We start from the raw sequence: 25,534 nt of genomic DNA, 5'->3' as shown, positions 1-25,534 counted from the left end.
TCGCTCCCTCCGGATAGCGCTTCTGATCCGATCAGTCTACGGAGCGGTCGGCAGTGCCCTCATACGAGAACCCAACTGTCCCACCCTGCCACGACGATCACCAGCCGACATCGAACCGAAATGTGAGCCTCGGCATACCGTACTCGGCCTAGAGTGATCGTGTGGCCCAGGCCGAAGAGGCGATCGACAGGACAATCGAACCGGGCGTCGTGTCCAGGATCGTCAGCGACGTCTACCAGCTGTGCCGCTCCGACGAATCCGGCGCGTTGGCCGATTACATTCCCGAACTGGCTGCGGTGCAGCCGGATTCGTTCGCACTGTGCCTGGCCACCGCGGACGGGCGGATATACGGCACCGGCGAGATGGAGACTTCGTTCACCATTCAGTCGATCTCCAAGCCGTTCACCTACGCGCTCGCGCTGGCCGATCGCGGCACCGACGCGGTGGACGAGCGCATCGACGTGGAACCCTCCGGCGAGGCGTTCAACGAGATCAGTCTGGACCCGGTGACCGAGCGGCCGCGCAATCCGATGATCAACGCGGGCGCCATCACCGCGGCGTCGTTGATCACCGGGCACGACGCCGCTGAGCGTTTCGAACGCATCCGCGCCTGCTATTCGCGTTTCGCGGGCCGCGAACTGCGCATGAACGAGGCGGTGTACGCCTCCGAGGCGCGCACCGGATTCCGCAATCGCGCGATCGGCTACATGCTGCGCTCGTTCGGCATCATCGATTCCGATCCGGACGAGGCGGTCGACCGCTACTTCCGGCAGTGCTCGATCGACGTGACCTGCCGCGATCTCGCGCTGATGGCGGCGACGCTGGCGAACAACGGGCGCAACCCGGTGACCGGGGAGCGGGCGCTGACCACCGCGTTGACCGAGCGGGTGCTCAGCGTGATGACCACGTGCGGCATGTACAACGCGGCGGGCGACTGGGTCAGCACCGTCGGATTGCCCGCGAAGAGCGGGGTCGGCGGCGGCATCGTCGCGGTGCTGCCCGGCCAGATCGGCATCGCGGTGTACTCGCCGCGCCTGGACCCGCACGGCAACAGTGTGCGTGGCGTCTCGGCGTGTCGTGAGCTGTCGCAGCGGCTGGAACTGCACTTCCTGCACGTCACGCGGGCGGCGCGGACCGCGATCCGGGCCGGCTACTCGGTCGCCGAAGTGCCCTCGCGGTTGCGCCGGACCACCGAGGAGATCGCGGTGCTGGCCGAGCACGGGCACCGCGCCCGGGTCTACGAATTGCACGGTGACCTGTTGTTCGCGGGCGCGGAGAGCGCGGTGCGCAGCATCGAGGAGCAGGCCGGCGAGCTCGAGGCGCTCGTGGTCGACCTGCGCCGGGTCGGTGAGGTGAGCACGATCGCGGTGCGGATGCTCGACGATCTACACACCGAACTCGCCGCCGTCGGCGTGCGGGTCGCGCTGGTGGATCCCGACGCCAAACTCGGGCACATGGTGTCCAGCCTGGACCCGGACGACCCGCGCGGCCGGGTGTTCATCGACCGGGACACCGCCACCGAATGGTGCGAGGACATCGTGCTCGAGCGACACCGGCCCGCCGACGAACCGGTGTGCACCTCCATCGCGATCGAGGACCATCCGGCGCTCATGTCGCTCGCGCAGGATGATCGGACACGCCTGGCCAAGGAATTCGAAGTGCGCACGTTCGCGCGCGGCGAGGTGATCGCCGCCCGCGGGAGCGCCCGCTCCGGCCTGTACCTGATCCTGGAGGGCCGGGTCCGGATCACGTTCCTGGGCAGCGATTCCCGCACCCATCGGCTCGTCAGCCTGTCCGCGGGGATGTCCTTCGGCGAGATTCCGATGCTGGTCGGCGCGGCGTTCGCGAACGAGGCCAGGGCCGAGGCCGGTGTGCGGGTGGCGGTGCTCAGTCCTGCGCGCTTCGATCAGCTCACCTCGCAGGCGCCGCAGTTGAAGCTCGCGCTGCTCGAGCGACTCGCCGCGGGCGCGTACGCGCAGATGGACGCGGCGGTGCGCGCGATCGCGGTGCGCGGCGGCGACTATTGAGTGGTGCGCGTGCGTGTCGCGGGTGGTGACGAGAGGTGGCACGCAGTAGCGCGCGGCGGGGACGATTTCGCGCCGCCGACCGTTGAGCAGACCGGAGCCCGAACCATCGACCGACCGAGGAGCGTGCAGTGAGCAAGAAGTCCGATTCCCGCAAGGCGGGCACCGTCACCCTGTTCGGCCAGGGCACCGCCCGCGCGACACCCGACCTGATGCGCGTCACGATCTCCATCGAATGCCGGGCGAACAAGGTCGCGCTGGCCTACAGCCGGGCCGGTGAGCGGATCGCCGCGGTCAGCGCCTCGCTGCGCTCCGACGGGGTCGCCGGCACCGATATCGCGACCAGCGGTCTGTCGATCCACACCGAGACGGTGTGGACCGAGGGTGAGGGCAACCGGATCACCGGATACCTGGCGAGCACCTCGCTGACCGTGGCACTGCGGGAGATCGGGGACGACGCCGATCCGGGTCCGGCGGTGATCATCGCCAACGCCGTCGACGCAGGCGGGGACGACGTTCGCCTCGGCGGGCTCAATCTCACCTTCGCCGACCAGGAGTCGCTGCTCGTGCAGGCGCGCGACGCCGCGTGGGAGAACGCGGTGGCGAAGGCGCAGCAGTACGCCGAACGGGCCGGACGTTCGCTCGGCGCGGTCCTCGAGATCACCGAGAACACCTCTGCCGCACCGCCTTCGGCGCCCCGCCTGAAAGCGATGTCGGTGGCGATGGATGCCTACGGCGCGGCACCGGTGCCGGTGGAACTCGGGGAGAGCGAGATCTCCGCGGGTATCCGCGTCACCTGGCAGCTGGACTAGCTCGCCGCTTACCGATTGTGGCGCAATGACTTACCCGTGCCTTCCACCACCTGCGGCGACTCGTCGGCCGCGAGCAGCGTGCCGGAATGGCGGGCGAAGACCTCGAGGAAGCGCGCCTGGTAGCGATCGTAGGCGGCGCGGTCGGTGAATTTCATCTGCGCGATCACATAGACGGTCATGTCCGCGACTCTAGGGCCCGCGCGCCGAGGCGGTACCGACTCGATCTTGCGACGCCCTGCGCCCGAGGGGATTTCGGCCGCGATGGAACCGAGCCGATGGACCGTGCGTCGAAGTAGGTAAGACAGCACGACTCTGGCGAGGATGTCGGATGATCGCTCGGCGCACTGATTTCGTTCTGTTCCTGCTGGTGGCCTATGGCGCCGCGTGGGCGGTTGCCGCCGGTCCATGGATCGACGGTGCGGGTTTACGTTCCGGACTGTGGTTGCACACCGGTGCCGCGGTGATGATGCTGACGCCTGCGCTGGGCGTGCTCGCGGTGTGGCGGTACCGGCGGCTCGGCTGGGCGGAGTTGTTGAGCCAGAACGGGTTACGGCTCGGCAAACGGCCCCCGCATACGGTGCGGGTCACGGTGGTGGCCTGGTTCGCGGCGCCGCTGTTCCTGTGGGTGGCGTTCGCGTTGAGCGCACTGTCCGGGCTGTACGTGTTCGAGTTCGGTTCGGCGCACACCCTCGCCGCGGTGCTCGCCGAAACCCTGACCGTGACCACGCTCAGCACACTGCCTTTCGCGCTCGGCGAGGAAATCGGCTGGCGCGGCTGGTTACTGCCGCAGCTCACGCGGCGGCTCGGTATCGCCGCCGGACTCGTCGCCACCGGCGTCATCTGGGCGCTCTGGCATGCGCCGTTGACCCTGCTCGGCTACAACTATCCGAACCTCGGCGCGTGGGCGGCCCTCGCCTTCATCGGCTTCTGCGTACCGTTCGGGGCGATCCTGGGCTGGCTACGGCTGCACACCGGCAGCATCTGGCCCTGCGCCGTCGCCCACGCCGCACTCAACGCAGGCGCAGTCCTGTTCAGCCTGGTCAGTTCCCCTGAACACGAACCGAACCCGCTATTCGCCGGCTACGGCTTCGTCGGCTGGGGCGTCCTCACCGTCACCGCCCTCGCCCTCTTCGCCTGGTTCCCGATCCGGCCACGAGCACCCCGCCCACACCCCCTCCCACCCCACCCTCAACCCTCCCTCGGCTGATAGAGGGCCGCATGGGGCGGCGGCTACAGTAGAACCTGTTTCAGTTTGCTGCCGGGGGTCAAGGAGACCGTATGTCGTTCGTGCTCGTCGATACGCCGCGGCCGCATATTGCCGTTGTCACGCTCAACCGGCCGGATCGGATGAACGCGATGGCGTTCGACGTGATGATTCCGCTGCGCGAGGCGCTGGAAGAGATCAGCGCCGACAACGACATTCGGGTTGTGGTGTTGACCGGAGCGGGGCAGGGGTTTTGCTCCGGTGCCGACCTGCAGAGCGCAGGCACAGTGCCGAATGTCGACGGGCTCACCGTCACCAGTGTCGCGCGCCGGTCGATGGATCTGCTCAACGATGTGATCATCACCCTGCGCCGCATGCACCAGCCGGTGATCGGTGCGATCAACGGGGCCGCGATCGGCGGCGGATTCTGCCTCAGCGTCGCCACCGACATCCGAATCGCCGCGCCGGCCGCCTACTTTCGCGCCGCAGGCATCAACAACGGTCTGACCTCGACCGAACTCGGCATCAGCTACCTGCTGCCGCGCGCCATCGGCGCGTCCCGGGCTTTCGAGATCATGCTGTCCGGCCGCGACGTCGACGCCGCCGAAGCCGAACGCATCGGCCTCGTCTCCCGCACCGTCCCGGCCGCCGACTTGCTCGACACCTGCTACGACCTGGCCGAGCGCATCATCGGTTTCAGTCGCGTCGGCACCGAACTCACCAAACGCATGCTGTGGAGCGGCATGGAGGCAGGCAGCTTCGAATCCCATCTGCAACACGAAGGTTTGGCCCAGCTCTACGTCCGCCTGACCACCGGCAACTTCGACGAAGCGATCCGCGCCCGCCGCGACCGCCGCCCACCCACCTACACCGACTGAATCAGGGGCGCCGATCGAACCGGCCCGCACAACGCCACTCTGCGGCGCAGTGCCGCCGCCGGCGCGCCGACACACCCGCGCCGCATGGGTGCGGCGTTGGTCAACTGATCGACGCCACATCCGCGCCGAATGGGGGGCCCGGCCATCTGGCATCAGGGGCGGTCGAGGAGGGCTACGCATTCGACGTGGTGGGTGCCGGGGAAGGCGTCGAAGGCGCGCAGGTCGGCCAGGCGATAGCCTGCGGCTTGATAGAGGCCGAGGTCACGGGCGAAAGAGGCTGGATCGCAACCGATGTGGATGATGCGGGCGGGGGCGGTGGTGGTCAAAGCGCGGATGACCTCCTTGCCCGCGCCCGCGCGCGGCGGGTCCAGGACGACGACGTCGGGGGCGGCGGCGTCGATGCGGTCGGCGACCCAGCGTTCTACCCGCTGGGCGTGCTGTTCCAGCCAAGTCAGGTCGCGGAGCGCGGCTTTACCGGCGGCGACGGCCGGACGGGCCGATTCGACGGCGAACACCGCACCGGTCAGACCGGTCTGGTCGGCCAGCCGGGCCGCGAAAACTCCTGCGCCGCTGTACAAGTCCCAAGCCATACCACCGGGCAGCAGCCCGGACCACTCCGCCACCAGATCCGAATAGCATTGCGCCGCACCGTGGTGCGCCTGCCAGAAACCGGTCGCGGCGACCTCCCAGCGACGCCCGGCCACATATTCGACGGCCCGCCCGCTTCCGGCGACCACCCATTCGTCCCGCGCCGCATGCGTGGCCGCGCGCCGCGCCGACGCACTGCGCCGCTCCTGCGCCTGTGGACCCTCCAACCGTCCGTCGGCCGCATACCGCACCTCGTCCCGAGGCTCCCCCGCCTCCGCCCGCAACGACTCCGGACGCCGATTCCCACGACCATCGCCCCCATGCCGCACCCCACCGATCGCCCCGGGCCGCCGCCTACCCCGCGCACCACCCGGACCGGCCCCCGCCCCACCCGCGCCGGATCGCCTGTCGCCGAACGCATTTCGACCATCGGACGCATCAGTACCGCCGTCGGACCGGCGGCCGGACTGCGCGCCGGAACTGTCGCCCCGACCGGTGCCGGACGGACTGCCGGTGTCGTCCCATTCGGCGCTCGACTCGCGGGGGTCGGGGGTGGAGCGGCGGCCGCGGCGATCTCGTCCGCGGCGATCCTGGGATTCGGGTCGGCCGCGGTCGGCGGGGGCCAGTTCGACGATGTGGCGGACACCGTCACCGTCGACGGCGATCACCAGGTCGGCACCGGGGGTCCACAGGCGGTCGGCGACGCCGTCGAGGGCCCCGGAAACCGGTTGCGGGCAGCGGAGATCGGGGATGACCTCGGTGCTGCGGTAGCGGTGCACGCCGGCCCGGCCGGACGCGTCGACCGCGAGGCGGATGCGGGTGCGCCAGCCGCTGGTGACGTCGCCCGCACCGGTGATCGGTTCGACGACGACGTCCCGTTCGATCCCCGCGAGCCTGCGCAGCTGCTCGGCGACGACCGAAGCTTTCAGCGCCCGCTGCGCTTTCGGTGTCGCAAAAGAGAAATCGCAGCAACCTGCGCCACCGGGCCCGGAGACCGGGCAGGTGGCGGGCACGCGATCCGGCGACGGGTCCAGGATCTCGATGGCGTCGGCGCGACAGAACGATCCGCCGCGGTCCTCGGTGACGCGCACCCGCACCAGTTCGCCGGGCAGCCCGTGCCGGACGAACACCACCCGCCCTTCGTGCCGCGCCACACAGAATCCGCCGTGCCCGGGCGGCCCGAGCCGCACCTCGAATGTGCTGCCCTGCCAATCACTCATCCCGGTTTCCCCTCCGCACCGCGCCGCGCGACCACATCACCACTGTCTCCTGCCGACGCCCACTCACGATCGATCGTCGTAACCGCGGCGGACCGCACCGGGCGCGTTCACCACGCCGGGGGTGCGGGCACGGGTGGAGGAGCTCAATTGCCAAGGGACACTGGTGACCATGACGCCGGGTTCGAAGAGCAGCCTGCCTTTGAGCCGCAGCGCGCTCTGGTTGTGCAGCACCTGTTCCCACCAGTGACCGACGACGTATTCGGGGATGAACACGGTCACCACGTCGCGCGGGGCGTCCTTGCGGACCCGCTTCACGTAATCCAGGACGGGCTTGGTGATTTCGCGGTAGGGCGATTCGATCACCTTGAGCGGCACGGTGATATCGCTCTTCTCCCATTCGCGGACCAGCGCTCTGGTGTCGGCGTCGTCGACGTTCACGGTGATCGCCTCGAGCGTGTCGGGCCGGGTGGCGCGGGCATACGAGAGCGCGCGCCGGGTGGGCAGATGCAGCTTGGACACCAGCACGATCGAGTGCGAACGGCTGGGCAGCACCGCGTCCCACTCCTGGGACTCCAGCTCGCGAGACACCGAATCGTAGTGCTTGCGAATCATTTTCATTACGATGAAGATCGCGACCATGGTCGCGATCGCGATGTAGGCGCCGGCGAAGAACTTGGTGATGAGCACGATGATCAGCACCGTGCCGGTGGCGCTGAGGCCGACCGCGTTGATCACGCGGGACCGTTTCATCCGCGCACGCTGCGCCGGGTCGGTCTCGGTGCGCAGCAACCGGGTCCAGTGCCGCAGCATGCCGGTCTGGCTGAGCACGAACGAGACGAACACGCCGACGATGTAGAGCTGGATGAGCTTGGTCACCTCGGCGCCGAACAGCACGACGAACGCGATCGCCGCACCGGACAGGAACAGGATGCCGTTGCTGAACGCCAGCCGGTCACCGCGGGTGTGCAGCTGCCGGGGCAGGTAACGGTCCTGCGCCAGAATCGAACCGAGCACCGGGAACCCGTTGAACGCGGTGTTCGCGGCGAGCACGAGGATCAGCGCGGTCACCGTGGTGATGAAGAAGAACCCGAGCGGGAATCCGTGGAACACGGTTTCGGCCAGCTGCGCGATCAGCGTCTTCTGGTGGTATCCGGCCGGCGCGCCGATCAGGTCGGACTCGTTGTGCGCGTACACGACCTTGATCTTCTGCGCCAGGATGATGATGCCCATCAGCAGCACGACCGCGATCGTGCCGAGCATCAGCAGCGTGGTGGCGGCGTTGCGCGACTTCGGCTTCCGGAACGCGGGCACACCGTTGCTGATCGCTTCCACACCGGTGAGCGCGGCACACCCGGAGGAGAACGAGCGGGCGATCAAAAAGGCGAAGGCGAGTCCGTATAGATGCTCGTCCTCCGCCTTCAAACCGAATCCCGCCGATTCGGCTTGTAGATCGTCACCGAGCACGAAGATGCGGAACAGCCCCCAGCCGAGCATGACGAACATGCCGACGATGAAGGCGTAGGTCGGGATCGCGAACGCGGTGCCCGATTCCCGCACGCCGCGCAGGTTGATCGCGGTGAGCACGGCGATGGCGACCACGGCGAACAACACCTTGTGCGTGGCCACGAACGGGATGGCGGAGCCGATGTTGGAGGCGGCCGAGGAGATCGACACGGCCACGGTGAGCACGTAGTCCACGAGTAGCGCGCTGCCGACGGTCAGCCCGGCGGTCGGGCCGAGGTTGGTGGTCGCGACCTCGTAGTCGCCGCCACCGGAGGGGTAGGCGTGCACGTTCTGCCGGTAGCTGGCCACCACCACGGCCATCACGAACGCGACGGCCAAACCGACCCAGGGGGCGTAGATGTAAGCGGAGATGCCCGCGGCGGAGAGCACCAGGAAGATTTCCTCCGGCGCGTAGGCCACCGAGGACATCGCATCGGAGGCGAACACCGGGAGCGCGATGCGCTTCGGCAGCAGGGTATGGCCAAGCGAATCACTACGGAAAGGCCTGCCCAGCAGCACTCGTTTCGCTGCCGTCGTCAACTTGGACACTGGAGCGAGCATAGCGGCACCATCGCCGTATCCGGACTCGGCAGGCGCTGTGTAACCACGCAGCAACCCTCGCGCGCGGCGTTTCGGCGCGCGCGCCGGCACAGTTGTGTTGCGCACGCGACTGTCAGGTTTGGCGCGGGGGCCGAGGGGGAACGTGGCCGATGGAATCATTCGACGGGTACCGTTCGACCGGATAATGAGCAGACCGAACACCACGGTTCCAGGAACGAGGGTTGCACGGTGTACGTAGTGGTCATGGGGTGTGGGCGCGTCGGTTCGGCGCTGGCTCGCGCCCTGGTGCGGGTGGGCCACGAGGTCACGGTGATCGACCGGGACTCCGCCGCCTTCCTGCGGCTCGGCTCGGATTTCCCGGGCGAGCGCGTCACCGGCGTCGGTTTCGACCGAGATGTGCTGGTGCGGGCGGGAATCGAGCGGGCGGACGCGTTCGCCGCGGTCTCCTCCGGCGACAACTCCAACATCATTTCCGCCCGGGTGGCGCGGGAGATGTTCGGCGTCGAGCGGGTGGTCGCCCGCATCTACGACGCGAAACGTGCCGCGGTGTACGAGCGGCTGGGCATCCCGACCATCGCGACGGTGCCATGGACGACCGACCGGTTCCTGCGCACGCTCATCAGCGACAGCAGCACCACCACCTGGCGCGATCCCACCGGCACGGTCGCAGTTACCCCGCTGCCACTGCACGAGGACTGGTACGGACGCACCGTCCGGGATCTGGAGCAGGCGGTCGGGATCCGGGTCGCGTTCATCATCCGGTTCGGCCAGGGTCTGCTGCCCGACAGCAAGACCATCGTGCAGGCCGACGATCTCGTCTACGTCGCCGCGACATCCGGTTCGGTGGGCGAGGCCATCGCGCTGGCAGGCAAGCCCCCCGTGAGCGAGGACTGAACATGAAGGTGGCCATCGCAGGCGCAGGCGCCGTCGGCCGATCCATCGCCAGGGAACTCCTGCGCGGCGGGCACAGCGTCATGCTGCTGGAACGCCAGCTCGACCACATCGACCCCGAGGCGATCCCGGACGCGGTCTGGGTGCACGCCGACGCCTGCGAGCTGGCGCTGCTCGAGGACGCCGGTCTGGAAACCTACGAGGTGGTCATCGCCGCCACCGGTGACGACAAGACGAACGTGGTGCACAGCCTGCTCGCCAAGACCGAGTTCGGCGTGCGCCGGGTGGTGGCCCGGGTGAACGATCCGCGCAACGAGTGGCTGTTCGACAGTTCCTGGGGTGTCGACGTCGCGGTGTCCACGCCTCGGCTGCTGGCCTCGCTGGTCGAGGAAGCGGTGACGGTGGGCGATCTGGTGCGGCTGATGACGCTGCGCCAGGGGCAGGCGAATCTGGTCGAGATCACCCTGCCCGGCGACACCGCTCTCGCCGGAAAGCCGGTGCGCACGCTCACCCTGCCGCGCGACGCCGCCCTGGTGACGATCCTGCGCGGCGGCCGGGTGATCGTGCCGCAGCCCGACGATCCGTTCGAGGGCGACGACGAGCTGTTGTTCGTGACCTCGGTGGAGGCGGAGGAGGACCTGCGGGTCGAACTCGCCAACCACGGCATCAAGCCTTGACTCCCCGACAGGGCTGATGCGCGACGGTCGCGACCGGATTACGCGGCCAGCTTCAGTTCCGCGCGCAGCTTGTTCAGCGCGCGATGCTGCATCACCCGCACGACGCCCGGGCTGGTCCCGATCGCCTCGGCGGTCTGCGCGGCCGACCAGCCGAGCACGATCCGCATCACCAGTACCTCGCGATGCGCGGGGGCGAGGATCTTCATGAGTTCCCGGGTGGCCACGCGCCGTTCGGACGCCAGGGCCCACTCCTCCGGCCCGGCGGCGGTCGACGGCGCGTCCGGCATCTCCGCCATCGGATAGGTGGGGTGCTGCTGCGAGCGGCGGAACGCGTCGGACACCTTGTTCGCCGCGATGCCGTAGACGAAGGCGAGGAAGGACTTGCCCTGGTCCCGGTAGCGCGGGATGGCGTTCACGGTGGCGATCAGGATCTCCTGCACCACGTCGTCGGCGGTGACTTGCAGATGAGCCGTATTACCAAGGCGCGCACCGCAATACCGGCGAACCAGCGGATGGACGATCCGGACGATCTCGCTGACCGCGCCGCGATCGCCCGCGGCCGCGGGACCGATCAGTTTGTCCAGTTCGGCGCCGACCCGGCGGCTCTCCGACAGGGCCGGATGGTGGTTCTTCGACGGTGCTGCGGTCTTGTGCTCGGGGGCCACGGTCCGAGTCCTTTCGTGCGATCGTGCGTGTTTTTCTCGACGCACTGATCGTCTGCCGAACTCGGGTCGCCTTCCAGGCACCCCAGGGTGGGTAACCACCCACCTCTGCGGTGGGAAACGCCCCACCCACTGTGTTTTCGCGGGACGCACCCGCGAAGTTAACGCCCTACGCGGGTTCGGCCGCGGCGGCGCCCCGGCGCACGGGCAGATGACCCGCCCGGCGCACCGCCCAGACGGTCACCACGAGCGCGACCGCGGTGAGCGGCCAGCCCATCCCGATCCGCGCGACGGCGAGCCATCCGGTCCGGTCGGTGTCGTAGAGCTGGGACTGCACCAGATAGCGCGCGGCGAACACGACCACCCACGTGGTGGTGGCGAGGTAGTAGAGGCGCTGCACCCGCCGATCGGAGCGCCAGTCGGTGCCGTGACCGTTGAGCACGCCCCAGATCACGCCGACGAGCGGCCAGCGCACCAGCATCGAGACCAGGAACACGCCCGCGTACACCAGGCTGGTGTAGATGCCGAACAGGAAGAAGCCCTTCGCCTCCCCCATCCGGTAGGCGATGAACGCGCAGATACCGACGCCGAGAAAGCCGGAGATGGCGGGCTGGATGGGGCTGCGCCGGACGAGCCGCCAGATCAGGATCAGCGCGGCGACACCGAGCGCGGCCCAGATGGCGGCGGTGAGGCCCGCGAAACCGTTCACGGGGACGAAGACGACAACGGGGACTGTCGAAGAGATCAGGCCACTGAACCCGCCGAGCTGCTCTAGCAGGGTCTGTTCGGCGACCGCTTCGTCAGGGTCGACCCGGTCCGGGTCGAGAGCCGTTGCGGGCTCGGTCTGTTCGCCTGGGGCGGCGTTGTCGTTGCTCGATGGCATACGTCAGCTGTTCCCGCGCAATTCGTAGTAGGGGTTGTAGATCACTTTGCGGCCGTCTCGATCGCCGACCCGGCCGCGCACCAAGATACGTCGTCCCGGTTCGATACCGGGAATGCGCCGGCGGCCGATCCACACCAGGGTGATGGCATCGGTGCCGTCGAAGAATTCCGCCTGCACACTGGCGCCCGCGGACTTCGGACACGCTTCGACGCTGCGTAGCCTACCGAGCATGGTGGCCTCGTCGCCGCGGCGACACTCCGAGGCCCGGCACGCGCCGGAGGCTTCGGATTTCTCGGCGAGTTCTTCTGCGTCCAACTGGTCGATATCTTCGGTCAGTCTGCGGCCCAGACGTCGAAAATACCCTGAGGCTGCGGATGACATTTCGCACGCTCTCCTGCATAGAGCAGACAGTGTGGGTCGCACACCATCGTGGTTTCCACATACGACCGGCTGTGGCCGTACCCCCGCCACTGTAGATGCACCAGAGCACCCCCGCTACGCTCGGACCGGTGTTCGACTCCCCACACTCCGTGTCGCCCGCTCAGGTCGTCGTGGCCTTGCCCGGCAGCGGATCCGACGCGGATTTCGCCCGGCGCGCCTTCGAACCGGCGGGCAGAGCGCGCCGTCTCGACGTGGTCGCGGTACAGCCGGACCCGGCCGCCGTCGTCGCGAGTTATCGGGCCGCGCTCGCGGCCGCGGCCGCGACGGGTCCCGTTGTTGTGGCGGGAATCTCGCTCGGCGCGGCGGTCGCGATCGAGTGGGCCGCCGAACATCCCGAACTGACCGCGGGCGTGGTCGCGGCCCTGCCCGCGTGGACCGGTCCCGACACCGCCGCGTGCCCCGCCACCGTGAGCGCCGGAGTGACCGCGGCCCAGTTGCGCGCCGACGGGCTCGACGCCGTGGTCGAGCGGATGCGCGCGAGCAGCCCCACCTGGCTCGCCGACGCGCTCACCCAATCCTGGCGCTCGCAGTGGCCGGGTCTGCCCGACGCGCTCGACGAGGCCGCCGAATACAAATGGCCGGGTACCGAATGTCTCAGCACGCTGGAGGTGCCGGTGGCCGTGGTGACGGCGGTCGACGACCCGGTGCACCCGTTCGCCATCGCCGAGGAGTGGGCCGCATTGATCCCCCGCTCCGCGATCCACCGCATCACCCTCGCCGAACTGGGCGCCGAACCGGCCGTCCTCGGCCACACCGGCTTCGCCGCCCTCACCCGCACCGGCGCCTTCTGAGCGTCGCCTGCCGAATCAGGTAGGCGCGCAACGGATCTCGGCTGCGAACCGGGTACGCCACCGCGCGCACTACCCCCGGCCCGCGCAGGCCGATCAGTAGGCAACCGACCCGCCCCCCTTGGGCTTGGTCCGGTCACACGGAGCCTCGCGTTGCACGGAGCCCCGAGACTACAACCCACCGTCGGGTGGCCGCCGAATCTCGCCACAGCGCCGACCGGCCGTCCCCGCCACACGTCGGGCGAAACGCCGCAGCCGTCGCCGCCCGAGACGAAACACCACGACCGCCGCGCCCCGGACGAAATGGGCGCGTTCCCCAGTTGGTCAGCCGATCACCAGGTAATGGTGGCGGCATCGGCCGAGAGGCTTCCGCCACCATTACCTGGTGATCAACTGACCAGTAGCGACCGCGCGCGATATCGCCGGTGGAAGCGCACCAGCTCGCGTGCGCGGCCGAGGTGCCGCGGTCGACCGGACTGCGTCCATCCGCGCGAATCGGACTGTGCAGGTTCGGGTTTCGGCGCGCTAGTTCAGGCCGAGCTGCTGCATGGCCGAACCGTCGGCGCCGCGGCGGGGACCCTCCGGCAGGCGCGGCGGCAGCTGCGGGTTGGCCTGGGCTTGCGCCTGGGCCGCCAGCTGCTGCTGTTGCGCGTCGACCTGGGCCTGATGGGCCGCGGCCAGCTGTTCGGCGAGTTCCTGCGGGAGTACCACGGGCAGCGGCTCGCGCACCGGCAGCGGGTCCTCGCCGCGCCGGATCACGGTCTCGCGCAGGATCGCCCGGGCCGCGGCGACCAGCGGGCTGCCGTCGTTCGCCGCACCGGACGGGCCTGCCGCGACCAAACGCACCATCCAGCGCGGTCCGTCGACCCCGATGAACCGCAGATCGGCGCCCTCGGTGACGGCCAGCAGTTCGCGACCCCACGGGCCGGTCTCCACCGCGACCCGCGAACCGTCCTTGCGCAGCGAGTCCGCGAGATCCGCGGCCACCGTGCGCCACTGGCCCGCCGACTTGGGGGCCGCGTACGCCGCGACGGTGATCCGGCCGTGTTCGGTCGCGAGGTGCACCGCCTGCGGTGCGCCGTCGGGCGTCATCTCGACCTGCAGCTGCCCGCCCTGCGGCACCGGCAGGATCACCGAGCCCAGATCGAGCCGTTGCTCGGCGACCCGGTCCAGCAGGTCGGCCACGTCGTCGTAGTCGTGCGGGCCGGACGGCGGCTCGTCGGCGGCGACATGGCGGCCGACGGGCACGATCGGGTGCTCGTCGGTGTCGTAGTCGTCCTCGTCGTATTCCTCGGCCTCGTCGTATTCGTCGGCCGGATACCGGTCGTCGTCGTAGTCCGCCGACCGCTTCTTCTTTCCGAACAGTCCCATTACGCCTCCTTGCCGGCTGCCCGGCCCGCCCCGGTCAGACTCGCGTGACCGCCGCTGGATCCGTAACCGCCCGCGCCCCGGCTGGTTTCGTCGAGCGAGTCGACCTCGACGAAATCCACCAACTCGACCCGCTGCACCAGCAGCTGGGCGATCCGATCGCCCCGGCGCAACTCGATCGGCGTGCGCGGGTCGTGGTTGATCAGGCACACCTTGATCTCGCCGCGGTAGCCGGCGTCGACGGTGCCCGGGGTGTTCACCACCGACAGACCGGCCTTCGCGGCCAGCCCCGAGCGGGGGTGGATGAGGCCGACCGTGCCGACCGGCAGCGCGATCGCGAGGCCGGTGCCGACCAACGCCCGCTCCCCCGGTTCCAGGATCACATCGGCGGTGGTGCACAGGTCGACGCCCGCGTCGCCGTGGTGGGCGCGCGTCGGCAGGGGAATGCCGGGATCGAGCCGCAGCACCGCTATCGGCGGCAGTTCATTCCTCACGACTCGGCCTCCGGGTTCTCGGCTCCGTCGTGAGCGGGACTCGGTGTGTCCATGGTTCGCTCGCTTCGCTCCCTCACGTTGGTCGAGCCTACGCGTACAGCTCGGACAGACGTGACTTAGTGTTGACTCGTGTCGGACCAGCCCAACCCAGTGACCATGGACGAGAAACAGCCGAGCCCACAGCCGTACCGCGAGCGCCTCTGGGTGCCGCTGTGGTGGTGGCCGGTGGCCTTCGCCGTGACCGGCTTGCTGGCTGCCGAAATCCATATGGGCGCACCGGGTCTGCGCGCCTGGCTGCCCTACGTCCTGCTCTTCCCGGTGCCGGTGTGGGTGCTGCTGTGGCTGAGCAGGCACCGGGTGGAGGTCGCGCCGGATGCCTCGGGCACGCTCGAACTGCGCGCCGACCGCGCCCACCTGCCGGTGAATTTCGTTGCCCGTGCGGCCGTCGTTGCCCACACGGCGAAGAGTGCGGCGCTGGGTCGCCAGCTCGACCCCGCCGCCTATGTACAGCACCGGCCGTGGATCGGGCCGATGGTGTTGCTCGTGCTCGACGATCCCGACGACCCGACGCCGTACTGGCTGGTCAGTACGCGCAGGCCCGAACGGGTCCTGGCCGCGCTCGGAGTGCCGAGCGCGGGCTGATGGCCTGAACCCTCATCGAGATCGGGGGCCGAGCGGTGTGCTCGCGCTCAGGCCGCGCAGTCCATGCAAATCATCTGACCGCCCTTCTCGCTGGCCAGCCTGCTGCGGTGGTGCACGAGGAAGCAGCTGGAACAGGTGAACTCGTCGGCCTGCTTCGGGATCACCCGAACCGTCAACACTTCCTCGGACAGGTCCGCGCCGGGAAGCTCGAACGACTCCGCGGTATCGGATTCGTCGATATCCACGACGGCGGACTGTGCCTCGTTACGACGAGCCTTCAGCTCCTCCAGCGAATCTTCCGACACATCGTCGGTTTCGGTGCGCCTCGGTGCGTCATAGTCGGTTGCCATGTCGTCTTCCCCTCGTCCTTACTTCGTATATCCCGGACCGGTCCACTCACACCGATTCTTCGAGGAATCGCCGTGACTCGTACCGCCCCGCCGGTGGTGCACGTCACACGCACACCGGTCACTCATCAGGGCGGATCGGGCTGATCCACTCCGGATAGCGCTCGGTAAACGCAGGACATGCCCTACTTGTTCCCGCGACCGACCACCAATTTCGCCACCGGCGATTCGATCTGGGCCGCCAGACAATAGCGGACCCCGCGACAAAAGTCGCAATCAAAACACAGACGATTCGAAACCGACGGGTAATCGACACCTCCCGTCGAACTCACCGAGACCTGAGGCGCGGTTGCCGGGCACCGAGGCCCGGTTCGCGGCCCGCCCGCGCGCACCACGCCCGAGCCGGGCAGCGTCGGCCCAGCATGCACCGCGGCCCCGGACTCCGTCGGCCTGCCTGCGCCCGGACCCGAATCCTTTTCGTAGAGTGTGCTGGTGGTTTCACTGATCACCGAAGGCCGCCCCGTGGATTCCCAGGGCAGGCCCTTCCTCCGCCGACGACCGCAGCCCTGGCTCATCATGCTCGGCGTCCTGCTGCTGATCTGCACGATCGTGTGGGTCAAGGCACTGACGACGACCGAACGAGACACCAGCGCGATGGCCTGCAACTCGCCGAGCCCGGCCACCGATCCCGGTGCCGGGCAGCCCGTCGCGCTCGGCCAGCGGGTCGGCAACGGGCGGTTACAGGACGTGGAACCGGCGCCGCTGGCCGCCGCCAAGGTGCGCGTGCTGAACGCGAACAACCAGCGCGGCCAGGCGGCCCATGTCGCGGCCCAGTTCGGCGATCTCGGGTTCGCCAGCGCGCCGGGGACGCAGTTCGGCAACGATTCGGTATACGTCAACGGCGATCTCGAGTGCACCGGCCAGATCCGGTTCGGCGTGAACGGCCGGCCGGCCGCCGCGTCGGTGCAGTTGGTGGTGCCGTGCGCCGAGCTGATCGAAGATCAGCGCAGCGACGACACCGTGGACATGGTGCTCGGTTCGCTGTTCCGCGACATCCGGCCCAGCAACGACGCCGAAGAGGTGTTGCGGTCGTTGAAGAACCCCGCGCCCGGCGGACCGCCGCAGATCGATATCAAGCTGCTCGACGCCGCCCGCCAGGCGCGCTGCTAGCGCGGCGCGTCCGGCGTTGCCCTGTGCCCCTCGAGACCGCCGGTTTCGAGGGGCACAGTCGTCACTACAGGTCGGGAATCGGCTCGGTCGCGCCGATCCGCTCGAGCAGTTCGGCCAGTTCGTCGGCGATGCCCGGCGCGGCGGCGAGCACCAGATCGCCCGCCACGCTCGTCGCGGTGGCGGGCGGGAGGGTGAGCCGCGCGCCCGCTTCCGCCGCGATGAGCGCACCGGCGCCCCAGTCCCACGCGTTGAGGCCGTGCTCGAAGTAGGCGTCCACCCGGCCCGCCGCGACGTGGCACAGGTCCAGGGCGGCCGCGCCGAGCCTGCGGATGTCGCGCACCTGCGGCAGCACCTCGCCGATCAGTTGCGCCTGTCGCGTGCGCCGGTGCTTGCCGTAGGCGAAACCGGTGGCCACCAACGACATCGAGACGGTCTCGACCGGCGTGCAGCTCAGGTGCTCGACCGCGCCGTCGGCGTCGACGCGAATCGCGCCGAGGCCGAGACCGGCGCTGTAGGTGGCCCGCCGCGCCACGTCGACCACCGCGCCCGCGACCGGCCTGCCGCCCCGCAGCGCCGCCACCGACACCGCGTAGCCCGGAATGCCGTACAGGAAGTTGACCGTGCCGTCGATCGGGTCGACCACCCAGTGCACGACGTCGGCGGCCGAGTCGGCGAGGCTGCCGCCGCCCTCCTCGCCGAGGATCGGATCACCCGGTCTCTGCTCGGCGAGCAGGCCGCGGATCAGGTCTTCGGTCTCGGTGTCCACGATGGTCACCGGATCGGTCGGGTGGGCCTTGGCCTGCACCGCGCCGTCTGCGGGGCCACCGGCCTGCCCGAAGACCTCGGGGCGGCGGGCACGGACGTGAGCGGCGGCGGTTTCGGCGAGGTCGACCGCGACTCTGCGCAGTTCGGCCTCGTCGCCGCGGGCGACGATGATCTCGGAGGTGTAGTCGGACACTGGTGATGAGGTTTCCGGCACGCTCTCCATCGCATCACAGATCCTCGGGAACGCGCAGCATCGATCGCGCATTACTCTTGTCGTGCACGACACAACGCCGTCGTCGGGCACCTCACCGCAATGCGTGCGCCGACGCGGTAGGAGCCTGTGCCTCGGCGTTGTGCTCCACACCCGCCAGACACAGGAACGAGGGGTAGGTCATGTCCGCTCGGGGGCACGCATTCGGCATCGATATCGGCGGCAGCGGCGTCAAAGGCGGCGCGGTGGATCTGGCCACCGGCGAGCTGGTCCACGAACGGATCAAGATCGCGACACCGCAGCCGTCCACCCCGCAGGCCGTCGCCGACGCGGTGGCAAAGCTGGTCGCGCAGGCCGATTGGGACGGTCCGGTCGGCATCACGCTGCCGTCGGTGGTACTCGACGGCGTCGCCCGTACCGCCGCCAATATCGACAAGGCGTGGGTGGGCACCGATGCGCGCGCCCTGTTCTCGACCGCGCTGGACGGGCGTCCGGTCACCGTGCTCAACGACGCCGACGCGGCCGGCCTCGCCGAGGACCGTTACGGCGCGGCAAAGGATTTCGACGGGCTGGTGCTGCTGCTGACCTTCGGCACCGGCATCGGCTCGGCCCTGCTGTACCAGGGCACGCTGGTGGCCAACAGCGAACTCGGCCACCTCGAGGTCGGCGGCATGGAGACCGAGCATCGCGCCGCCGCGTCGATCAAGGATCGCGACGGTCTCACCTTCGAACAGTGGGCCGCCGAGGTCAGCACCATCCTGATCGGCCTGGAGAATCTCTTCTGGCCGAAAGTGTTCGTCGCGGGCGGCGGTATCAGCCGCGATGCCGACCTGTGGATTCCGTTGCTCACCAATCGAACTCAGGTCATTCCCGCGCACCTGAGGAACACCGCAGGCATCGTCGGCGCGGCGATGGCCATCGATGCCGGTATCGCGCCATAACATGGGCGCGGCATGCGAGAATCCGTAAACGCTCCCGCACCGTAGGCGACATCGCGGGCGAAGGTACCCTGGTTAGATCGTTACAATGGAACGTGCCCGGCCTGTTCACGAACGCAAGCGAGTGAATCACAGGCACAGCGCCCTCGGCCCACGACGCAGTCGTGAGCCGGTGCAACCCGACCGGCCCTCCGCCGGTGAAACCCGACAGACCGCTCCGCCGGAAGACCACTCTGGCGTGACGCCGCACGAGACCGTCACGAAAGGGCGTACGTGGTAGCCACGAATACCCGTCAGACCGCCGATTCGGCCGAGGCCGATTCCGCAGATGTAACCGAAGCACGGCCGGTCCGTAAGGCGGCTGCCGCGAAGAAGGCCCCCGCGAAGAAGGCCGCGGCCAAGAAGGCACCCGCGAAGAAGGCCGCCGCCAAGGCGGCCAAGGCGCCGGCCAAGAAGGCCGCCACCAAGAAGGTGGGCGGCGACGGCGAGCCCGGTGCCGACGAGGTCATCGACGACGAGTCGCTCGACATCGAGGATCTCGGTGATCTCGAGGTCTCCGAGGACGACCTGACCGAGGAAGCCGAAGACCTCGTCGTCGAGGAAGTGGCCGAGGCCGCCGAGGAAGAGGTCGAGCCCTCCGCCGCCGACAAGGCCTCCGGTGACTTCGTCTGGGACGAAGAGGAATCCGAGGCCCTGCGCCAGGCCCGCAAGGACGCCGAGCTGACCGCCTCGGCCGACTCGGTGCGCGCCTACCTCAAGCAGATCGGCAAGGTCGCGCTGCTCAACGCCGAAGAGGAGGTCGAACTCGCCAAGCGGATCGAGGCGGGCCTCTACGCGGCGGAGAAGGTGCGCGAGTTCACCGAGCAGGGCGAGAAGCTGCCGGTCGCGATGCGCCGCGACTACAACTGGATCGTCCGCGACGGCAACCGGGCCAAGAACCATCTGCTGGAAGCCAACCTGCGCCTGGTCGTCTCGCTGGCCAAGCGTTACACCGGCCGTGGCATGGCGTTCCTGGATCTGATCCAGGAGGGCAACCTGGGTCTGATCCGTGCCGTCGAGAAGTTCGACTACACCAAGGGCTACAAGTTCTCCACGTACGCCACCTGGTGGATCCGGCAGGCCATCACCCGCGCCATGGCCGACCAGGCCCGCACCATCCGCATCCCGGTGCACATGGTGGAGGTCATCAACAAGCTCGGCCGCATCCAGCGCGAGCTGCTCCAGGACCTGGGCCGTGAGCCCACCCCGGAGGAGCTGGCCAAGGAAATGGACATCACGCCGGAGAAGGTGCTGGAGATCCAGCAGTACGCGCGTGAGCCCATCTCGCTGGACCAGACCATCGGCGACGAGGGAGACAGCCAGCTCGGTGACTTCATCGAGGACTCCGAGGCCGTGGTCGCCGTCGACGCGGTGAGCTTCACGCTGCTGCAGGATCAGCTGCAGTCGGTGCTGGAGACGCTGTCCGAGCGCGAGGCGGGCGTGGTCCGGCTGCGCTTCGGCCTCACCGACGGCCAGCCGCGCACCCTGGACGAGATCGGCCAGGTCTACGGGGTCACCCGCGAACGCATCCGCCAGATCGAGTCCAAGACCATGAGCAAGCTGCGCCACCCCAGCCGCTCCCAGGTCCTGCGCGACTACCTGGACTAGCCGCACTCCGAAAAACCCCGCATGCGCGCACCGCATGCGGGGTTTTCGTTCAAGTACGCAGTGGCGCAAGGGTTTTCGGCTATGGGGCGGGAGCGCAGGTGCCTTCGGCGATGAGTTCGGCGGCGACCTTGGCGGCGATGCGGGTGAACGCGGAGACCAGGGGGCGGGTGTCGCCCTCTCGGATGGCGAGGGCGAGCACCGCGGGGGCGACATCACGCAGCGGGCGGGCAACGACGCCCGACCACGGGAAGAAATGCGCGACCGAGGCCACCGACACGGCGACCGCCTGGCCGCTGCCGACCGCGGCGAGCAGATCCTCGAGGGTGGTGACGTACGCGCCGATGGCCGGCGGGCCGTCGCGGTAGTCGCCCAGCGTCATGAAGTGCTGGGCGGCCAGATGCCGGTTGTCGGTCCACCAGGCGAACGGCTGGACCGCCAGATCGGGGGGCGAGACCGCCGGGCCCGCGGCCAGCGGGTCGTCGGCCGAGAGCAGCGCGATGCGTTCCTCGGCGAGCAACGGCGTGATCTCGAGACCGTCGGGCGCGGGCAACCAGATGAGCCCCATGTCGGCGGTGCCCGCCAGCACGCCCGCGCTCGGGTCGTCGAATTCGACCTTGCCGACGGTCAAGGCCACATGCGGATATTCGGCGGCGAAGGCCCGCAATATCCGTGGCGTGACGTCCAATCCGGTGACACCGCGGATGCCGATCCGCAATTCGGTGCGCTCCCCCGACTCGGTCTCGCGGGTGTCGGCGATCGCCGCGCCGACCGTGTCGAGGATGTCGGGCACCCTGGCCAGCAGCGTCCGGCCCGCGTCGGTGAGCGTCACCTGCCGGGTGCTGCGTTGGAAAAGCGTTGCGCCGATCCGGGTTTCGAGCTGTTTGATCTGGTTGCTCAGCGCCTGCTGGGTCAGGTGCAGGCGCGCGGCCGCCTTGGTGAAGTTCAGCTCGGTCGCGAGTACGTGGAAAGCGCGCAGGTGCCGGAGTTCCACATCCACAAGCCAGGATTGTAGATCCGACAGCCGATCGGTGTTTCCGTTCTCGGCTCGGCGCATCGAGCATGGTTCTCAGCGGATCACGAATCGAGGAGCGCCTTGCCGGAACAACGACGTCACGAGCTCGGGCCGTACGAGCCGATCGCCGAGTGGGCGTTCGGGTGCCTGATCGTCTGGCATCAGCTCGGCGAGACCACGGGCGGGGTGCTCTCGGTCGCGGAGATGGTAGTGCCGCGAGGCAGCGAACCGCCGATCCATCTGCATTCACGAGAAGACGAACTGTGTTTCGTCCTGGAAGGTGAGGTGACGATGCATCGCGGACTCGATCGGATAGCGGCAGGCCCCGGCACCTCGGTCTGGCTGCCGCGCGGTATCCAGCACGGATTTCGGGTGCACACTGACACGGCGCGCGTGCTGCACCAGTACACGCCCGCCGGAATCGAGAAGGCGCACCGGGCATTCGGCACCGCGGCCCCCAGCCGAGTACTGCCGCCCGCTGTCCCGCGACAGCGCGAGCAGGCGGAGATCGAGGCCGAGTTCGCCCGCTACGGGGTCACCCTCGTCGGCCCGGCCGCGGGAACAGGGTGGCAGGTATGACCGCGCCCACCGCCCGTCCCCTACCTGATGCCGTACCGGCGTCGGCGCAGCTGCGGATCCTCGGGCCGGTGCAGGTCAGCGCCGCTGACATGGTGATCGGGGTGGATCGACCGCTGGAACGTGCGGCCCTCGTGCGGTTGGCGCTCGCCGGTGGGGTGCCGGTTCCGGATCGACGGCTCGCCGCCGATCTGTGGGGCGAGGGGGAACTCTCGCGACCGATCGAACGGTTACGCGTCGTGGTGTCGCGGCTGCGTTCGGCATTGGGTCCGCACGGTGCGGCCGTGCTGCGCACTCCCGCGGGCTACCGGACCACGATCGTCGCGGGTGATCTGCTCGCCGCCGAATCGATCGCGGATCGCTTATACGCCGCACGCCGGACCGGACAGCACGCCGCCGCCCACGCGGCCGCCGACGAAGCGTTGCGCCTGTGGCGCGGGCCCGCGCTCGCCGACCTGCGCTGGACGCCGTACGCGGAGGTCGAGGCGGCCCGGTTGGACGAGTGGCGGCTCGAATTGACCATCGCCGGACTGGATTCCGCGCTGCGGGTCGGTTCCGGCACGGAACATCTGCGGACCATGGCCGTGCTCGCGGGCGAATATCCGCTGCACGAGCCGCTGACCAGACTGCACGCGCTCGCCCTGTATCGCGCGGGCAGGCAGGTCGACGCCCTGGACCAGCTGCGCGGGCTACGGCACGCGCTCGCCGAGCAATTCGGCGCGGCACTCGCACCGGACACCGTCGACCTGGAAGTGCGCATCCTGCGCCACGATCCGACGCTGATCGTCGGAAAGCCCAGCAGGCCAACGGCTGCCACGCTGCGCCTGGTGCGGCATCGAGACGTCACGTTGCTGGCGCACCGGTTCCGGCGGCCCGAGCTGAGATCGTGAACGATGCTTGTGCGTTCTCGCGCAGCATCATTCACCGCAAGCAGGCCTTCTTTCCTGACCCGCCGCATCCACTCGGTGGCGACGGCGAGCACCTCCGCAACCCGCTCCTTCCACTTTCCCGCACTCTTTCTGCGGCTTCGCACCCGCTGTGGCGTGCCCTAGCGGGTGCGAAGCCGCAGAAGGGGTGCGACCGGGGTCAGCAAGGGACAGACAACACGTGCGCGAGCAAGTGTGCGGAGGTTGCCACCGCGGCGTACTCGGGGATGTTGTGGCCCGCGCCGGCGAGGACTTCGAGACGATACGGGCCGGTGACCCAATCTCTCGTGGCCTGGATGCCCGACATCGCGACCATGCGATCGTCGGTGGCGGCAAGAAACAGCGTCGGCACCGTGACGGGCGTGCGGTAGCCCTCGAAGTCGTTGGCGCGGTACCAGTTCAACGCGGCGGTGAGCGCGCCCGGCTCGGCTAGTCGGCGGAAATACTCGGCGCTCTTCCATTCCGGGACCCCCACCAGCTTCGGTGGACCACCGGCGAGGATCGCGTCCTCGGGGATCGGCGACGGTTGCCGGAATCTGTTCATGTAGCCCGAAGCCTGTTGCTGTGCCGGGTCGTTCCGCAGCGCGTCCGCGAAAGCGGCCGGGTGCGGCACGGAAACCGCTGTCAGCGAACGGATTCGAGCTGGGCGATCAGCCGCCGCGACCCACGCGACGACCGCACCCCAGTCGTGCCCGACCAGGTCGAACCGCCGCCACCCCAACGCATCCGCGATCGCCCACACATCGGACACGAGCAGGTCTAGCCGATAGTCCTCGATCCGCCCGGGCCGGACCCCCGGCGAATACCCCCGCTGATCGGGCGCGACCGCCCGGCACCCCGCCGCGGCGAGTGCCCCCATCTGCTGATCCCATTCGATGCCCAGCTCCGGAAAACCGTGCAGCAACAACACTTCCCGGCCCTGCGCTGGTCCGGCGGACACCGCCTCGAACACGCCTACGTCGGTCGAAATCCTGACCGCGTCCAGCCCGGCAGGGGCCGCGGACGCGGACGCGGCCCCTGCCGAAGCCAGCATCACCCCGCCCAGCTGGGCGAATCGCCGCCTACTGAACCGCATCCCACGTGCCATGCCGCCGACGCTAGCTTTCCCTCCGTGGTCACGCCACATACCGCAGGGCGATCCCGCTGCACCACCCCAGGGCTATTCCGCTGAGCGGCCGGGATCCCGCTCACCGCAACATGTACTTGGTTCGCGACACATTGAACCCGTACTCGGCATTCACGCACTGGATACCTGATTCGCGCGGCAACCCGGTACAGGTGATCGCATCACTGGCGATGATTTTGGGGAACGGCAACCGCTCCCCGAGCATGACGATCTGGGTACAGCTGTAGCTCGCCTCCGCGGGCCCCTGATTACGCCTCCACCCTCACCCACCCCGAGTTTCACCGCCACTTCGCCCGAATCTCGAGCACCGACCTGCGTCAAATCCGATCCACGATGAAGCCCTCCTGGGATTCGAGGGCTGCGCGGGAGGTGTCTTTGAGGTCGACGCCGGAGCGGCCCAGGCGGTGGGCGCCGGTGACCAAGGCTGCCGCTACTTTTGCGGCTCGCGTGTAGGTGAGGCCGTCTGGGGGGTGGATGTTGGAGATGCAGTTGCGGTCGGCGTCGGTGCGGCCGGGGTGGGGTCGGTGGGTGAGGTAGATACCAAGGCTGTCGGCTACCGAGAGCCCTGGGCGTTCGCCGATCAGGACGATGACGGTGTGGACGCCCAACGCTGCGGCGATGTGGTCGCCCAGTGCGACGCGGGCCTGCGTCGCGATCACCGGCGGCGCGAGCGAATAGTGCGGTGCGAGTTCGGCTATGAGGGCGGCCGAGGTTTGGACGCCATGGTCGGCGAGGGCGCGTGGCGAAAGCCCGTCCGCCAGCACGAACCCGATCTCCGCTCCGCTGTACGGCACGGCACCTTCGGCAATCTCGAACGGCTGCTGATTCGGACCCGTTGCGAGGGTGGCGGATTCGCCGGGGGTTCGGCCGAGGTCTGGGCGGCGGAGGTATTCCGCTCGGGTGCGAGCCGCGCTGCGGACGTGGACCGGATCGCCCAGGCCGAGCGCGGCGACGCGACTGGTCAGGTCGGTGAGGTTCAGTGGGGTGTGTACCGCGTCGCGTGCGGCCGCATGTGCGGCACGGAACTCCAGGACCCGCGCGGTGGGCAGCGCGTCACCGCAGCGCCCCAGTCCGATCCTGGACTGCGTACTGCGCCGCAACTCCTGCCAGAACTGCTGCTCGGCAGCACTTTCCGCCGCAACCGGCGGATCCTGCGACTCCGGCTGCGCACGCCATCCAT

General features: G+C 69.0%; 24 protein-coding genes and 3 pseudogenes. 13 read left to right on the top strand and 14 right to left on the bottom strand.

What is annotated here, in order from left to right:
* Positions 1-161 precede the first annotated feature (161 nt).
* Positions 162-2,027 (top strand): glutaminase A, encoded by a 1,866-nt coding sequence (gene glsA / locus TY25_RS16635; RefSeq protein WP_081868917.1) that lies wholly within the window; start codon positions 162-164, stop codon positions 2,025-2,027.
* 128 nt (positions 2,028-2,155) lie between these two features.
* Complete coding sequence (locus TY25_RS16630; RefSeq protein ID WP_042257148.1) at positions 2,156-2,836, top strand: SIMPL domain-containing protein; 681 nt, start codon at positions 2,156-2,158, stop codon at positions 2,834-2,836.
* 38 nt (positions 2,837-2,874) lie between these two features.
* On the opposite strand, the pseudogene TY25_RS41705 reads toward TY25_RS16630, so the two are convergent.
* A pseudogene (locus TY25_RS41705) lies at positions 2,875-3,015 on the bottom strand (DUF1330 domain-containing protein); the annotation flags it as partial.
* A 149-nt stretch (positions 3,016-3,164) separates the two neighbouring features.
* On the opposite strand from TY25_RS41705, the gene TY25_RS16625 reads away from it, so the two are divergent.
* The gene (locus TY25_RS16625) at positions 3,165-4,043 is read left to right on the top strand and encodes a CPBP family intramembrane glutamic endopeptidase (RefSeq protein ID WP_042257147.1); all 879 of its coding nucleotides are present in this window, start codon (positions 3,165-3,167) and stop codon (positions 4,041-4,043) included.
* Positions 4,044-4,114: 71 nt separating this feature from the next.
* Complete coding sequence (locus TY25_RS16620) at positions 4,115-4,918, top strand: enoyl-CoA hydratase (protein ID WP_042257146.1); 804 nt, start codon at positions 4,115-4,117, stop codon at positions 4,916-4,918.
* Positions 4,919-5,070: 152 nt separating this feature from the next.
* Here TY25_RS16620 and TY25_RS44775 read toward each other — a convergent pair.
* The 3 genes and pseudogenes from TY25_RS44775 to TY25_RS16610 all read right to left on the bottom strand — a co-directional run.
* Positions 5,071-5,307, bottom strand: a pseudogene (locus TY25_RS44775) (class I SAM-dependent RNA methyltransferase); the annotation flags it as partial.
* 729 nt (positions 5,308-6,036) lie between these two features.
* A pseudogene (locus tag TY25_RS44770) lies at positions 6,037-6,726 on the bottom strand (TRAM domain-containing protein); the annotation flags it as partial.
* Positions 6,727-6,789: 63 nt separating this feature from the next.
* Positions 6,790-8,778, bottom strand: coding sequence for an APC family permease (locus tag TY25_RS16610; protein WP_042257142.1), 1,989 nt, complete (start codon positions 8,776-8,778; stop codon positions 6,790-6,792).
* Positions 8,779-9,018: 240 nt separating this feature from the next.
* Between TY25_RS16610 and TY25_RS16605 the strand changes: the two genes are divergently transcribed.
* Together TY25_RS16605 and TY25_RS16600 are read left to right on the top strand one after the other, a co-directional pair.
* Positions 9,019-9,684, top strand: a complete 666-nt coding sequence (locus TY25_RS16605; protein WP_029899972.1) for a potassium channel family protein — start codon at positions 9,019-9,021, stop codon at positions 9,682-9,684.
* A 2-nt stretch (positions 9,685-9,686) separates the two neighbouring features.
* Entirely contained in the window at positions 9,687-10,358 is a 672-nt protein-coding gene (locus TY25_RS16600; RefSeq protein WP_014986689.1) for a potassium channel family protein, read from the top strand.
* 38 nt (positions 10,359-10,396) lie between these two features.
* On the opposite strand, the gene TY25_RS16595 is transcribed toward TY25_RS16600, so the two are convergent.
* From TY25_RS16595 to TY25_RS16585, 3 genes are all read right to left on the bottom strand, one after another.
* Entirely contained in the window at positions 10,397-11,023 is a 627-nt protein-coding gene (locus tag TY25_RS16595) for a sigma-70 family RNA polymerase sigma factor (RefSeq protein WP_052281235.1), read from the bottom strand.
* A 166-nt stretch (positions 11,024-11,189) separates the two neighbouring features.
* A complete protein-coding gene (locus TY25_RS16590) occupies positions 11,190-11,903 on the bottom strand; it encodes a DUF3159 domain-containing protein (protein WP_172595824.1) in 714 nt (237 codons plus the stop codon).
* Between the two features lie 3 nt (positions 11,904-11,906).
* On the bottom strand, positions 11,907-12,284 hold the full coding sequence (locus TY25_RS16585) for an OB-fold nucleic acid binding domain-containing protein (protein ID WP_029899976.1): 378 nt from the start codon (positions 12,282-12,284) through the stop codon (positions 11,907-11,909).
* Positions 12,285-12,412: 128 nt separating this feature from the next.
* Between TY25_RS16585 and TY25_RS16580 the strand changes: the two genes are divergently transcribed.
* The gene (locus TY25_RS16580) at positions 12,413-13,135 is read left to right on the top strand and encodes an alpha/beta fold hydrolase (protein WP_226887246.1); all 723 of its coding nucleotides are present in this window, start codon (positions 12,413-12,415) and stop codon (positions 13,133-13,135) included.
* A gap of 522 nt (positions 13,136-13,657) precedes the next feature.
* Here the strand turns inward: TY25_RS16580 and TY25_RS16575 are convergent.
* Together TY25_RS16575 and dut are read right to left on the bottom strand one after the other, a co-directional pair.
* A complete protein-coding gene (locus tag TY25_RS16575) occupies positions 13,658-14,497 on the bottom strand; it encodes a DUF3710 domain-containing protein (protein WP_042257240.1) in 840 nt (279 codons plus the stop codon).
* A gap of 5 nt (positions 14,498-14,502) precedes the next feature.
* A complete protein-coding gene (dut, locus tag TY25_RS16570) occupies positions 14,503-14,994 on the bottom strand; it encodes a dUTP diphosphatase (protein ID WP_042257137.1) in 492 nt (163 codons plus the stop codon).
* A 156-nt stretch (positions 14,995-15,150) separates the two neighbouring features.
* Between dut and TY25_RS16565 the strand changes: the two genes are divergently transcribed.
* Complete coding sequence (locus TY25_RS16565; RefSeq protein WP_042257135.1) at positions 15,151-15,636, top strand: DUF3093 domain-containing protein; 486 nt, start codon at positions 15,151-15,153, stop codon at positions 15,634-15,636.
* Between the two features lie 47 nt (positions 15,637-15,683).
* On the opposite strand, the gene TY25_RS16560 is transcribed toward TY25_RS16565, so the two are convergent.
* On the bottom strand, positions 15,684-15,986 hold the full coding sequence (locus TY25_RS16560; RefSeq protein WP_014986697.1) for a DUF4193 domain-containing protein: 303 nt from the start codon (positions 15,984-15,986) through the stop codon (positions 15,684-15,686).
* Between the two features lie 489 nt (positions 15,987-16,475).
* Between TY25_RS16560 and cei the strand changes: the two genes are divergently transcribed.
* On the top strand, positions 16,476-17,153 hold the full coding sequence (gene cei, locus TY25_RS16555) for an envelope integrity protein Cei (protein WP_029899980.1): 678 nt from the start codon (positions 16,476-16,478) through the stop codon (positions 17,151-17,153).
* 64 nt (positions 17,154-17,217) lie between these two features.
* Here cei and TY25_RS16550 read toward each other — a convergent pair whose 3' ends face one another.
* Entirely contained in the window at positions 17,218-18,141 is a 924-nt protein-coding gene (locus tag TY25_RS16550; protein ID WP_370466266.1) for an inositol monophosphatase family protein, read from the bottom strand.
* A gap of 170 nt (positions 18,142-18,311) precedes the next feature.
* On the opposite strand from TY25_RS16550, the gene ppgK reads away from it, so the two are divergent.
* Both ppgK and TY25_RS16540 read left to right on the top strand, forming a co-directional pair.
* Positions 18,312-19,070: a polyphosphate--glucose phosphotransferase gene (gene ppgK, locus TY25_RS16545; RefSeq protein WP_042257133.1), complete on the top strand. Its 759-nt coding sequence runs from the start codon at positions 18,312-18,314 to the stop codon at positions 19,068-19,070.
* A gap of 270 nt (positions 19,071-19,340) precedes the next feature.
* A complete protein-coding gene (locus TY25_RS16540; RefSeq protein ID WP_029899983.1) occupies positions 19,341-20,714 on the top strand; it encodes an RNA polymerase sigma factor in 1,374 nt (457 codons plus the stop codon).
* A 79-nt stretch (positions 20,715-20,793) separates the two neighbouring features.
* Here TY25_RS16540 and TY25_RS16535 read toward each other — a convergent pair whose 3' ends face one another.
* Entirely contained in the window at positions 20,794-21,711 is a 918-nt protein-coding gene (locus TY25_RS16535; RefSeq protein WP_162184207.1) for a LysR family transcriptional regulator, read from the bottom strand.
* A gap of 96 nt (positions 21,712-21,807) precedes the next feature.
* Here TY25_RS16535 and TY25_RS16530 point away from each other — a divergent pair, with 96 nt between their 5' ends.
* Together TY25_RS16530 and TY25_RS16525 are read left to right on the top strand one after the other, a co-directional pair.
* On the top strand, positions 21,808-22,305 hold the full coding sequence (locus TY25_RS16530; protein ID WP_052383015.1) for a cupin domain-containing protein: 498 nt from the start codon (positions 21,808-21,810) through the stop codon (positions 22,303-22,305).
* Positions 22,302-23,192 (top strand): AfsR/SARP family transcriptional regulator, encoded by an 891-nt coding sequence (locus TY25_RS16525; protein ID WP_042257129.1) that lies wholly within the window; start codon positions 22,302-22,304, stop codon positions 23,190-23,192. Before TY25_RS16530 ends, TY25_RS16525 begins: the two co-directional genes overlap by 4 nt.
* A 196-nt stretch (positions 23,193-23,388) precedes the next feature.
* Here the strand turns inward: TY25_RS16525 and TY25_RS16520 are convergent, their stop codons facing one another.
* Both TY25_RS16520 and eutC read right to left on the bottom strand, forming a co-directional pair.
* Positions 23,389-24,315 (bottom strand): alpha/beta fold hydrolase, encoded by a 927-nt coding sequence (locus TY25_RS16520; RefSeq protein WP_226887245.1) that lies wholly within the window; start codon positions 24,313-24,315, stop codon positions 23,389-23,391.
* Between the two features lie 356 nt (positions 24,316-24,671).
* Complete coding sequence (gene eutC, locus TY25_RS16515; protein WP_042257232.1) at positions 24,672-25,454, bottom strand: ethanolamine ammonia-lyase subunit EutC; 783 nt, start codon at positions 25,452-25,454, stop codon at positions 24,672-24,674.
* Between the last annotated feature and the right edge of the window lie 80 nt (positions 25,455-25,534).

Source organism: Nocardia brasiliensis NBRC 14402 (genome assembly GCF_000308475.2).
Lineage (GTDB): Bacteria > Actinomycetota > Actinomycetes > Mycobacteriales > Mycobacteriaceae > Nocardia > Nocardia brasiliensis.
This window is presented reverse-complemented; position numbering and strand designations above follow the sequence as displayed.

Coding starts and splice junctions, on each gene's coding strand:
- TY25_RS16520 (WP_226887245.1), bottom strand. CDS start 24,315: ATGGCACGTGGGATGCGGTTCAGTAGGCGGCGATTCGCCCAGCTGGGC.
- TY25_RS16625 (WP_042257147.1), top strand. CDS start 3,165: ATGATCGCTCGGCGCACTGATTTCGTTCTGTTCCTGCTGGTGGCCTAT.
- TY25_RS16620 (WP_042257146.1), top strand. CDS start 4,115: ATGTCGTTCGTGCTCGTCGATACGCCGCGGCCGCATATTGCCGTTGTC.
- TY25_RS16560 (WP_014986697.1), bottom strand. CDS start 15,986: ATGGCAACCGACTATGACGCACCGAGGCGCACCGAAACCGACGATGTG.
- TY25_RS16585 (WP_029899976.1), bottom strand. CDS start 12,284: ATGTCATCCGCAGCCTCAGGGTATTTTCGACGTCTGGGCCGCAGACTG.
- TY25_RS16525 (WP_042257129.1), top strand. CDS start 22,302: ATGACCGCGCCCACCGCCCGTCCCCTACCTGATGCCGTACCGGCGTCG.
- TY25_RS16600 (WP_014986689.1), top strand. CDS start 9,687: ATGAAGGTGGCCATCGCAGGCGCAGGCGCCGTCGGCCGATCCATCGCC.
- TY25_RS16590 (WP_172595824.1), bottom strand. CDS start 11,903: ATGCCATCGAGCAACGACAACGCCGCCCCAGGCGAACAGACCGAGCCC.
- TY25_RS16550 (WP_370466266.1), bottom strand. CDS start 18,141: ATGGAGAGCGTGCCGGAAACCTCATCACCAGTGTCCGACTACACCTCC.
- TY25_RS16565 (WP_042257135.1), top strand. CDS start 15,151: ATGGACGAGAAACAGCCGAGCCCACAGCCGTACCGCGAGCGCCTCTGG.
- ppgK (WP_042257133.1), top strand. CDS start 18,312: ATGTCCGCTCGGGGGCACGCATTCGGCATCGATATCGGCGGCAGCGGC.